Source organism: Cellulosimicrobium sp. I38E (genome assembly GCF_001647255.1).
Taxonomy (GTDB): Bacteria; Actinomycetota; Actinomycetes; order Actinomycetales; family Cellulomonadaceae; genus Cellulosimicrobium; species Cellulosimicrobium cellulans_E.
This window is the reverse complement of record NZ_LUAZ01000048.1, coordinates 18,626-29,755: the sequence shown is the minus strand read 5'-3', so window position 1 is coordinate 29,755 and position 11,130 is coordinate 18,626. Positions and strand designations below refer to the sequence as shown.

Sequence of the window (11,130 nt, the reverse complement as noted above, 5' to 3'; positions counted from 1 at the left end):
CACCCAACCCAGCCACACGCCGTCGGGCAAGGTGACCACAGCTCTACCTCGCGCAACCACGGTTCACCCTCGGCGGGCAGGGTCGTCAGTGGGCGACGACGCGCGCGCCGGCGGCGGGGGCGGTGGTGCACCAGACGGTGTCGCACGCGTCGTTCGCGGTCCACGACGCGGCGATCGCGAGCGCGTGCTGACGGCTGCGTGCGAGGGCGGCGACCGTCGGACCGGAGCCGGAGACGATCGCGCCGAGCGCGCCGGCCTCGGTCGCGACGTCGATCGTCCGCTGGAGCTCGGGGCGCAGGGCGAGGGCGGGACCCTGGAGGTCGTTGCGGAGCACCTGCCCGAGCCCGACGGCGTCGCCCGCGCGCAGCGCCTGCATGAGCGCGGTGTCGTCGGCGAGGTCGAGCTCGGCCGGGCCGCCGACGGTCTCGTCGAACGTGCGGTACACCTCGGGCGTGGAGAGCCCCTCCGCCTGGACGGCGAAGACCCAGTGGAACTCGCCGCGCGTCATCGCGGGCGTGAGCACGTCGCCCCGCCCCGTCCCGACGGCGGTGTGCCCCACGAGCCCGAACGCGACGTCGGCCCCGAGCCCCGCGGCGAGGCGGACGAGGTCGGCGCGGGGGACCCCGGCGTCCCACAACGCGTCGCACGCGACGAGCGCGGCGGCGGCGTCGGCGGACCCGCCCGCCATGCCGCCCGCGACGGGGACCTCCTTGTGGATCTCGAGCCGCACGTCGGGGTCGACGCCCACGTGCTCGGCGAGCGCGACGGCAGCGCGCCACGCGAGGTTCGTCTCGTCGGTCGGCACCACGTCGGCCTGGAGGCCGGTCACGCTGAGCGAGACGCCCGAGCCCGGGGGCACCTGGTGGGCGACGACGTCCTCGCTGAGCCCGACCGCCTGGAAGATCGTCACGAGCGGGTGGTAGCCGTCGTCCTGGAGCGCTCCGACCCGCAACGAGAGGTTGACCTTGCCGGGTGCGCGCACGCGGACGGACGGGGGTGGCGCGAGGGCGATGCTCGGCGGTCGCGGGGGTGTCACGCGTCCACTGTGCCAGGTCGTCCGGTGCGACGCTCCGCGGGTGCCGCGCCGCGGGCGGGGCGATCGTCGAGGCCGCCCCGCAGGACGAGCTGCTCGGCGACGCGCGCGAAGGCGGCGACGTCGAGCACCTCGCCGCGCGCCTGCGGGTCGACGTCGGCCGCCTCGAGCACCTCGGCGGCCGCGCTCGCGGAGCCGGCGAGGCCGGACAGCGCGGAGCGCAGCATCTTGCGCCGCTGCGCGAAGGCGGCGTCCACGACCGCGAAGACCTGCTCCCGGGTCGCGGTCGTCGTCGGGGGCTCGCGGCGGTCGAGCGCGACGAGCGCGGAGTCGACGTTGGGCACCGGCCAGAACACGCTGCGGCCGATGGTCCCGGCGCGGCGGGCGTCGGCGTACCAGGCGGCCTTGACCGACGGCACGCCGTACGTGCGCGACCCCGGGGGTGCGGCGAGCCGGTCCGCGACCTCCGCCTGCACCATGACGAGCACGCGCTCGAGCGAGTCGAACCGCTCGAGGAACGTGAGCAGCACCGGCACCGCGACGTTGTACGGGAGGTTGGCGACGAGCGCCGTCGGCGGCTCGCCGGGCAGGGTGGTGACCTCCAGCGCGTCCGCGCCGACGACCTCGAGCCGGTCGCCGAGGTCGGGGACGTGCGCCGCGACCGTCGTGGGGAGCTGCTTCGCGAGGACCGGGTCGATCTCGACCGCGACGACGCTCGCCCCGGCCTCCAGGAGTCCCAGGGTGAGCGAGCCGAGCCCCGGGCCGACCTCGACCACGCGCTCCCCCGGTCGCACGTCCGCAGCCCGCACGATCTTGCGGACGGTGCCGCCGTCGTGCACGAAGTTCTGGCCGAGGGTCTTGGTGGGGCGGACGCCGAGGCGGCCCGCCAGGTCACGGATCTCGGCCGGACCCAGCAGGGCACCGCGGGTGTCGCTCATGACAGCCAAGCCTACCGACCAGGGCGGGCCCGGTCCGGACGCCGCGGGGACGACGGAGGGCGGGGCGCCGTGCGCCCCGCCCTCCGTGGTGCGGCCGCCGGGCGGCCGCGAGTCCTTGCTACCGGGTCAGAGGAGACCCAGCTTGGCCGCGCACGCGGGCCACTGGCCCCAGCCCGAGCGGGCCTGGAGCGCCTGAGCGCGCTGCGTCTGCTCGGCGGCCGAGGCCTCCGACGGGAGGCCGGAGCCACCCATCGCCTGCCACGTCGAGAGCGAGAACTGGTAGAGGCCGTAGTAGCCGTTGCCCGTGTTCGTCGCGGGGTTGCCACCGGACTCGCACTGCGCGAGCGCGCCCCAGACGCCGCCGGGTGCGGAGCCGAGGTTCGCTGCCGGCGCGGAGGAGCCGCCCGACGAGGAGGAGGAGGAGGAGGACGACGACGAGCGCTGCTGCGTCTCGACCTTCGGCTGCGGCTTGGGGCGCTCCTTGGTGCCCTGCACGAGGATCTTGTTCACCGGGGGCGTGGTGACGCCCTCGGAGACGAGCTCGCGCGACTCCTCGGCGCCGTCGACCGTCGTGACGCGGTGCACGGTCGTGTGGACGCCCTCGACACCTTCCTGCTTCACGACCGGGTCGAGGTCCTTGAAGCGGTTGGCGTCCTCCTCGGTGACCGTCTCGAACGGGACGGCCTTCTCGGTGGGCACCTCCTCGACCTTCACACGCTGCACGACGAGCGAGACCGGGGCGGCGTCCGCCGCGGCCTCGGCGTCCTCGGTCGCGGCGGCGGTGGCGTCGGCGTCGGCGGCGGGGGCCGCCTCGGCAGCGGCGTCGGCCTGGGCGGCGATCTGGTCGGACTTCTCCACGTGGACGCGGTCGAGCTCGCCGAGCTGGACGCCCTGCTGGTCGAGGATCGCGTCGATACCGATGCTGCCGTCGGGCGCGACCTTCGTCTCGCCGTCCGCGACGACGTTCACGGGGCCGTCCGCGTCGAGGCGGATCGGGAGGGACGCGCGCTCGCCGGAGCGCGACGCCACGAGGCGCACGTCGCTTCCGCGCGAGGCGAGAGTGGTCAGGGCCTCGTCCGCGTCGAGCGCGGTGAGCCAGACGGAGGACTGGGAGCCGTCGACCTGGACGGGCACCTCGCGCCCGTAGCGCACCACGACGTCGCCGCCGCCGCGCAGGGCGGAGTCGACGTCGGGGACGACGAGGTCGCGGTCGCCCACGGCGACGTCCTGCTCGGCGAGCAGGCCCTCGACGGACCCGGCGAAGGTCGTGACGGTGGTGATCTTGCCGTCCACGTCGAGCTCGACGGTCTTGCGCGCGTTGCCGTAGGCGACGGCGCCGGTCGCGAGGAGGACGACGGCGGTGGCGCCGGCCACGAGGGGCCAGCGGCGACGGCGGGCGGCCGTGGTCGCGGGGCTCTGGGGGCTCTCCGCGGGGCCGTCGGTGGTCTCGAAGGGGTTCTGAAGGTTCGTGTCGGCGCTCTCGGGGGCGCCGGCCGCGTCAGCGGTCCGGTGGAAGGGGTTCTTCACTCGGGTCCAGTCGTCGGGGGTCCCGGGCACGGGTGCTCGACGGCGCGTGGGCACCACCCGCGGCCCGCGGCGGACGTGGGTCCTCCGCGGCGGGCGCACACGTGCGTCCACGGGTCTCGAGCGGCCGATCCGGCTGCCGGCGCCACCCCGGCGCCCCTTCCCCAGGGCCCGACGACGGCGCACCGCCCGCGTGGTCCGGGCACCTCTCCCGCAGTCCGGAGGGACCGCGGCAGCGTGCCGTTCACGCGCGAGCGACGTTCGACCGTAACCGATCCGTTATCGAAGTCCAACCCCCAGGCCGCTAGGCTGGGAGGTTCTGTCCGGTTTTCGACGTCTATGTCACGCGGGCCTCCACGCGCTTCTCACCCGGCGTCACCGTCGGCGTCACGCGCGAGGGCACCCTCGGCCGCGCCTGGGCTCGCACGTCCCGACCGTGCGGCGCGTGCCCCGACCCGCGCCAGCGTCTCCGCGAGCTCGGGCGGGTCCAGGACCGTGAGGTCGACGTCGAGGCCCAGCAGGAACCCCGCGAGCTGGGCGAGCGACGTCCCCCCGGTCTCGAGCACGCACGCGTCCGGGCCGTCGTCGACGAGCACCCCCGCCTCCGGCGCGAGCCGCTCCGCCACGACGCTCGCCGGCGCGTGCAGGCGTACGCGAGCGGGGTGCGCCCACGCGATCGACCCCACGCCGCGGACGACGTAGGCGACGGCGTCGCCGCCCGGCACGCGGCGAGGCGTGAAGCGGGGTCCACCGGGCGTCCGGAGGTGCAGCCGGTCGAGGCGGAAGGTCCGCCAGTCGTCGCGGCCCAGGTCGAACGCCAGCAGGTACCACCGCCGCCCCACGTGCACGAGCCGGTACGGCTCGACCGCACGCGACGTCGTCGTCCCGTCGTGCGCCCGGTACTCGAGGCGCAGACCGGTCCGCGCCGCGACCGCGCCGGCGATGTCGGAGAGCACGCGCGCGTCGACCGGCGGTCCCGCGACCGGTGCGCTCGCCACCGCGGCGCGCAGCGCGTCCGCCCGGGCGCGCAGGCGGGCGGGCAGCACGGTGTCGAGCTTGACGAGCGCGCGGCGGGCGGCGTCCTCGACCCCCGTGATCGACCCCGTGGCCGCGGCCCGCAGCGACACCGCGACGACGGCTGCCTCCTCGTCGTCCAGCAGGAGCGGCGGGAGCGCGGCCCCCGACCCGAGCCGGTAACCGCCCGCGGCCCCCGGCGCCGAGCGCACCTCGTACCCCAGGAGCCGCAGCCGCTCGACGTCGTTGCGGACCGTGCGGGTCGTGACGCCGAGCCGCTCCGCAAGGTCGGGGCCCGACCACGTCGGCCGCGACGGCAGGAGCGCGAGCAGGCGCAGGAGGCGGACCGAGGTGTCGAGCACGGATCCCATCCTGCCTCACCATGCGGAACCGTACGTTCCGCATGGGGTTCTACTGTCGTGGTGTCGGTCCCGCCGGGGTCGACGACCGCGGTCCCCGGGCAGGATCCCGGGGACGACGACGAGGGAGACGAGCATGCTGCGTGGGATGGCGACGCTGAACCTGTGGGCCGACGACCTGGAGGCCGCGTCCGCGTGGTACGCGGAGGTGCTCGGGACCGAGCCCTACTACGTGGTGCCGGGCGGGTACGTGGAGTTCCGCGTCGGCGACCGCCAGGACGAGCTCGGGATCATCGCCCGGTCGTGGTCACCGCACCCGCAGCCGGAGGCGCCCGGCGGCGCGATCGTGAACTGGCACGTCGACGACGTGCGCGACGCCTTCGCCCGGCTGCTCACGCTCGGGGCGACCGAGTACGAGGGCGTCGTCGAGCGTGGTGAGGGCACCGGCTTCGTCACGGCGTCCGTGGTCGACCCGTTCGGCAACGTGCTCGGGATCATGCAGAACCCGCACTACCTGGAGATGCTCGAGGCCTAGCGTGCCGCGGCGCTCGCGGGCAGCGGGGCGCCGCGCCGGCAGCGGTCTCAGCACCAGCGCCTAGTACCAGCCCTTGGCGACCGAGTGCGACCACGCCGAGCACGGCGTGCCGTACCTGCCCTCGATGTACCCGAGGCCCCACGTGATCTGGGTCGCCGGGTTGGTGCGCCAGTCGTCCCCGGCGCTCGACATCTTGGACCCGGGCAGCGCCTGCGGGATCCCGTACGCGCTCGAGCTCGGGTTGTCGGCGTCGACGCGCCAGTTGCTCTCCTTGGTCCAGAGCTTGTCGAGGCAGACGAACTGGTCGTCGCCCCAGCCGCGCTGGGCCGCGAGCGAGCGGCCGATCGCGCGGGCCGAGCCCGGGTCCACCGAGACGGAGATGTCCATCGTCCCGATCTTGATGATCTCGTCGCGCGGCTCCGTCGTGACCGTGCGCGTGAGGACGGTGCGCGAGACCTCGGCGCCGCCGAGCGTCTGGACGGCGTACGTCGTGGTCGCCTCGCCCACGCGGCCGGACTGGACGACGACCCGGTGCCCCTTCGGCAGGTTCGGGTCCTCGACCTCCTCCGTGGCGAAGGGCAGCACCTCGGTGACGGTCGTCGCGGACGCGGCGGCCCGGCTCACGAGGACGAGCATGCCGTCGACCGCGGCCGCGTCGAGCGGCGCGGACGTGCTGTCTCCCTCGGCGAGCACGATGCCGGCCGCCGCGAGGACGCCGCGCACCGTGGGCTCCGCCGTCGTGATGGGCATGACCGCGCCGTCGACGGCGACGTGCACGGTCTTGAGCGTGGAGACCCGGATCGGGTCGCGGCCGAGCGCCTGCGTGCGCGAGACCTCGGTCACGGCGCCCTCGGCGCGCGGCCCGAGGTACGTGAGGAGCTCCCCGACGGTGCGCGCGGTCGTCGAGATCGTCTGGACCTGGCCGTCGATCTCGATCGTCACGTCGTGGCTCGACCGGACGACGATCGTGCCGCCGTCGTGCGCGGAGTCCGTCAGGCCCGGCTCGACGAGGTCCTCCGCGCCGACCGTGACGTCCTGGTAGTCGAGCACCTCGGCGACCGTGCGCCCGTACGCGGAGACGTCGTACAGCTCGCCGTCCACGTCCAGCGTGACGCTCTTCTGGAGCGAGGCGAACGCGCCCGTGACGACCACGAGGCTCGCGACGACGACGCCCTGGGCCGCCAGCCGTTGCAGGCGCCGGCGACCGGTTCCGTCAGGTGCGAGCACGCGCGCGGTCCCTTCTGCGGGGAAGCGGCCCTCGGCGACCGCCGGGGGCGAGGTGGGGCACGTCGTCGGCGCACGGCGCGCGACGCACGGACCCGACCGTAGCCGAAACGTGACCCAGGACGAAACCTCCGGTTCGCCCGGAACGGGCGGCACCGGGTGCTGCACCGCCGACCCGGGTCACCAGGGCCCGTAGACCGCGACGGACGTCGCGGCGAGGCGCTCGCACACGTCCGCGAGCGGCAGGTCTACGACCTCCGCGACCGTACGCACGGTCGTCGGCAGCACGTACGGGGCGTTGGGGCGACCCCGGTACGGGTGCGGCGTCAGGTAGGGCGCGTCCGTCTCAACCAGCACCTGCCGGAGCGGCACCTCCCGCAGGGCGGCACGCAGCTCGTCGTTCGCGCGGAACGTCACCGGGCCGGCGAAGGACAGGAACCAGCCCTGCTCCGCGCAGAACCGGGCCATCGCGGCGTCGCCCGAGTAGCAGTGGAAGACCGTCCGCTCCGGGGCCCCGTCGCGCGCGAGCACGTCGAGCACCTCGGCGTGCGCGTCGCGGTCGTGGATCTGCAGCGCGAGGCCCAGCTCCTTCGCGAGCGCGACGTGCGCACGGAACGCCTCGCGCTGTACGGCCTCGCCCTGCGGACCTGTACGGAACAGGTCCATCCCCGTCTCGCCGATCGCGCGCACACGGTCGTTGCCGCGCGCGATCGCGGCGATCTCGGCGACGGCGTCGTCGAGGGGGACGTCGTGGTGCGGCCGCGGGTCGGGCTCGAGCCCGTCCGGCCCGACCTCGCGGACCCCGCCGTGCAGCACCGCCTCGTTCGGGTGGATCGCGACGGCGCCGAGCATCCGCCCGACGCCGTGCTCGGCGGCCGACGTCGTCCCCCAGGCCGCGAGGTCACCGCGCAGCAGGGCGTCCGTCCAGCGGGCGGCGGGCAGGTCGCACCCGACCTGCACGACGCGATCCACCCCCACGGCAGCCGCCCGCGCGAGGTGGTCCGCGACGCTCGGGGTGGGGACGTCGTCGGGCAGGATGTGCGCGATCGAGTCGAGGTGCGTGTGGTTGTCCACCACGGGGACGGGCAGCGGCTCCGGGTCGGGCGGCCACCCGCGCTCGCGCTGCTTCGCCACGGTCAGGCGGTCTCGCGCAGGCGGTCGAGCTCCTCCTCGACGATCGAGTCGTCGAGCTTGGTGAAGATCGGCGTCGGCTTGCCGACCGGGGTGCCCGGCACGACGGCCTTCGGCTCCCACGTCGCCAGGCCCTCGGCGCGGTAGTCGCCCGTGATGATCGGGTAGTGGCGCGAGTCGTCGTCGAGGTCGGTCACCTCGTCGATGCGGGGCTGCGGCGCGATCGTGCCCGTGCCGCCGAACGCCTCGTGCACCTGCTGCGCGGAGTGCGGCAGGAACGGCGACAGGATGGTGTTGAGGTCGCTGACCGCCTGAGTCACGGTGTGCAGCACCGTCGCGAGGCGGTCCGGGTCGGTCTTGAGCTTCCACGGCTCGGTGTCCGACACGTACTTGTTCACCTCGCCGACCGTCTTCATCGCCTCCGCGACGGCCGCGCGCTGGCGGTGCGTCGCGATGAGCTCCCCCACGCGCCCGAACGCGGTCGTCGTCGTGGCGAGGACGCCCTCGTCGATCGGCTGGCGCTGCCCCGGCTCCGGGATGGCCCCGAAGTTCTTGTGCACGAGGTTCGCCGTGCGGTTCACGAGGTTGCCCCAGCCGGCGACGAGCTCGTCGTTCGTGCGGCGCTGGAAGTCCGCCCACGTGAAGTCGACGTCCTGCGTCTCCGGGCCCGCGGACGCGACGTAGTACCGGAACGCGTCCGGCTGGTAGCGGGCCAGCATGTCGCGCACGTAGATCACGACGCCTCGCGACGACGAGAACTTCTGGCCCTCGACGTTGAGGAACTCGCTCGACACGACCTCCGTCGGGAGCTGGAGGTTCCCGTAGGCACCCGGCGCACCGCCCTTGCTCCCCCGGCCGTCGTAGCCGAGCAACTCGGCCGGCCAGATCTGGGAGTGGAACGTGATGTTGTCCTTGCCCATGAAGTAGTACGAGCGGGCCTCGGGGTCGTTCCAGAACGCGCGCCACGCGTCCGGGTCGCCGCTGCGCCGCGCCCACTCGATCGACGCCGACAGGTAGCCGATGACCGCGTCGAACCACACGTAGAGGCGCTTGCTCGGGTTGGACTCCCAACCCTCCAGCGGGACGGGGATGCCCCAGTCGATGTCGCGCGTCATGGCGCGCGGGCGCACGTCGTCGAGCAGGTTGAGCGAGAACTTGAGGACGTTCGGGCGCCACTCGGTGCGCGTGCGCAGCCAGTCCCCCAGCGCGTCGACGAACGCGGGCAGGTCGAGGAAGAAGTGGTTCGACTCGACGAACTTGGGCGTCTCGCCGTTGATGCGGCTGTGCGGGTTGATGAGGTCGATCGCGTCGAGCTGGTTGCCGCAGTTGTCGCACTGGTCGCCGCGCGCGCCGTCGTAGCCGCAGATGGGGCACGTGCCCTCGATGTAGCGGTCCGGAAGCGTGCGGCCCGTCGACGGCGAGATCGCGCCCATGGTCGTCTGCTCGACCATGTACCCGTTCTTGTGGACCGTGCGGAACATCTCCTGCACGACGGCGTAGTGGTTGCGCGTCGTGGTCCGGGTGAACAGGTCGTACGACAGCCCGAGCTGGTGCAGGTCCTCGACGATGACGCGGTTGTACCGGTCCGCGAGCTCCTGCGGGCTCACGCCCTCCTTGTCCGCCTGCACGAGGATGGGCGTCCCGTGCTCGTCGGTCCCCGAGACCATGAGGACGTCGTGACCCGCCATGCGCATGTGCCGGCTGAAGACGTCCGACGGGACACCGAAACCTGCGACGTGGCCGATGTGGCGCGGCCCGTTGGCATACGGCCACGCCACGGCCGAGAGGATGTGGGTCATGCGGGCGATCTTAGTCGGCCCGCGCAGCGCGCCGCGGGGCCGTCTCGGGGCCGCCGGACGACGACGGGCCCGCGACCTCGGAGGTCGCGGGCCCGTCCGGAGCCGGGTCGGCTCGGGAGGTCCGTGCTCAGTACCAGTTGGTGGCCTGCGAGTGGGACCACGCGCCGCACGGCGATCCGTAGGAGCCGGCGATGTAGTCCAGGCCCCACGCGATCTGCGTCGCGGGGTTGGTCGCCCAGTCGGCGCCCTTGCTCGCCATCTTCGAGCCGGGCAGCGACTGCGGGATGCCGTAGGCGCTCGACGTCGGGTTGTCCGCCCTCGGGTTCCAGTTGGACTCCTTGGTCCACAGCTTCTCGAGGCACGTCCACTGCGACCCGGTCCAGCCGCGCTCGGCGGCCATGAGCTGCCCGAGCGCGCGGGGGTCCTTCGGCCGCTCCTTGGTCCCCTTGACGACGACCTGGTCGACCGGGGCGGTCGTGACCTCCTGGGTCAGCTGCTCCCGCGACTCCTCGACGCCGTCCACGAGGGTCACCTCGAAGGTCGTCGTGGTGACGCCGTCGGCCCCCTTCTGCGAGACGACCGCCGGGTCGTCGCTGTACCGCGCGGCGTCCGTCTTCTCGACGGTCTCGTGCGGCACGGGGGTCGTCGTCTGCTGCTGCTCGACGACGACGCGCTGGACGACGAGCGAGACGGTCGGAGCGCCCGGCTCGGGGGCCTCGACGCGCTGGACGCTCACGCGGTCGAGCTCGCCGAGCTCGATGCCCTGCTGCTCGAGGATCGCGGGGATCCCGATGCTGCCGTCGGGCGCGACCGTCGTCTCGCCGTCGGCCACGACGTTCACCGGGCCGTCGGTGTCGAGGCGCAGGTCGAGCGACGCGCGCTCTCCCGACCGCGACGCGACGAGGCGCACGTCGCCCCCGCGCTCGGCGAGGGTCTTCAGCGCCTCGTCCGCGTCGAGCGCGGTGAGCCAGACGTCGGACTGCTCGCCGTCGGCCTGGACGGTGACCTGCTTGCCGAGACGCACCACGACCTCGTCGCCGTCGTCGAGGGCCGACGCGGGGTCGGGCGCGACCTGGTCGCGCGCACCGATCTCGATCCCGGCGGCGTCGAGCGCGCCGGACACCGAGCCGGCGAGCGTGCTGACGGTCGTCAGCTCGCCGTCGACGTCGATCGTCACGGTCTTGTTGGCCTCGCCGTACGCGACGGCGCCGGAGCCGACGAGCGCGACGGCGGTGGCCGCCGTGACGATCGACCAGCGGCGGCGGCGCGTGGTGCGCAGCGTCCGCGCGGAGCGGGCGGCGCGGCGGGTGGGCGTCGCGGAGGTCTCCGGGGTGGTCTCGGTGGGGGCGACGTCGGAGGTCGCGGTCTCGACGTCACGGTTCTGGGGCGCGCGGGAGCGGAAGGGGTTGTGCACTCTGGTCCAGTCGTCGGGGGTCCCGGGCACGGGGGTCGACGGCGCACGCGCGCCCCGGGGCGTCCCACGCCGCGGCGCGGGCGTCACCCGGTTCGACCAGCCGATCCGGCCGTCCTGCGGACCCCGGCACCCTGGGTGCTCTACGGAGACCGCGTCCCA

9 protein-coding genes are annotated in these 11,130 nt (G+C 74.2%); 1 reads left to right on the top strand and 8 read right to left on the bottom strand.

Annotated elements, in window-relative coordinates:
• Window positions 1-85: 85 nt before the first annotated feature.
• From A0J59_RS15305 to A0J59_RS15290, 4 genes are all read right to left on the bottom strand, one after another.
• On the bottom strand, window positions 86-1,036 hold the full coding sequence (locus A0J59_RS15305) for a 4-(cytidine 5'-diphospho)-2-C-methyl-D-erythritol kinase (RefSeq protein ID WP_082379705.1): 951 nt from the start codon (window positions 1,034-1,036) through the stop codon (window positions 86-88).
• Window positions 1,033-1,971: a 16S rRNA (adenine(1518)-N(6)/adenine(1519)-N(6))-dimethyltransferase RsmA gene (gene rsmA, locus A0J59_RS15300; protein WP_047232467.1), complete on the bottom strand. Its 939-nt coding sequence runs from the start codon at window positions 1,969-1,971 to the stop codon at window positions 1,033-1,035. The genes A0J59_RS15305 and rsmA overlap by 4 nt, the downstream gene beginning before the upstream one ends.
• A 126-nt stretch (window positions 1,972-2,097) precedes the next feature.
• Window positions 2,098-3,528 carry a resuscitation-promoting factor gene (locus tag A0J59_RS22550; RefSeq protein WP_269429999.1) on the bottom strand — a complete coding sequence of 477 codons (1,431 nt, stop codon included), beginning with the start codon at window positions 3,526-3,528 and terminating at the stop codon, window positions 2,098-2,100.
• Between the two features lie 332 nt (window positions 3,529-3,860).
• Window positions 3,861-4,871, bottom strand: a complete 1,011-nt coding sequence (locus A0J59_RS15290; RefSeq protein ID WP_047232500.1) for a YafY family protein — start codon at window positions 4,869-4,871, stop codon at window positions 3,861-3,863.
• A gap of 145 nt (window positions 4,872-5,016) precedes the next feature.
• Between A0J59_RS15290 and A0J59_RS15285 the strand changes: the two genes are divergently transcribed.
• Entirely contained in the window at window positions 5,017-5,403 is a 387-nt protein-coding gene (locus A0J59_RS15285) for a VOC family protein (protein ID WP_255365256.1), read from the top strand.
• A gap of 60 nt (window positions 5,404-5,463) precedes the next feature.
• Here the strand turns inward: A0J59_RS15285 and A0J59_RS15280 are convergent, their stop codons facing one another.
• The 4 genes from A0J59_RS15280 to A0J59_RS15265 form a co-directional block, all read right to left on the bottom strand.
• A complete protein-coding gene (locus A0J59_RS15280; RefSeq protein ID WP_047232465.1) occupies window positions 5,464-6,630 on the bottom strand; it encodes a ubiquitin-like domain-containing protein in 1,167 nt (388 codons plus the stop codon).
• A gap of 177 nt (window positions 6,631-6,807) precedes the next feature.
• Window positions 6,808-7,761: a TatD family hydrolase gene (locus tag A0J59_RS15275; protein ID WP_064316677.1), complete on the bottom strand. Its 954-nt coding sequence runs from the start codon at window positions 7,759-7,761 to the stop codon at window positions 6,808-6,810.
• 2 nt (window positions 7,762-7,763) lie between these two features.
• Window positions 7,764-9,557: a methionine--tRNA ligase gene (gene metG / locus A0J59_RS15270; RefSeq protein WP_064316676.1), complete on the bottom strand. Its 1,794-nt coding sequence runs from the start codon at window positions 9,555-9,557 to the stop codon at window positions 7,764-7,766.
• Window positions 9,558-9,684: 127 nt separating this feature from the next.
• Entirely contained in the window at window positions 9,685-11,001 is a 1,317-nt protein-coding gene (locus A0J59_RS15265) for a ubiquitin-like domain-containing protein (RefSeq protein ID WP_255365254.1), read from the bottom strand.
• Window positions 11,002-11,130 lie beyond the last annotated feature (129 nt).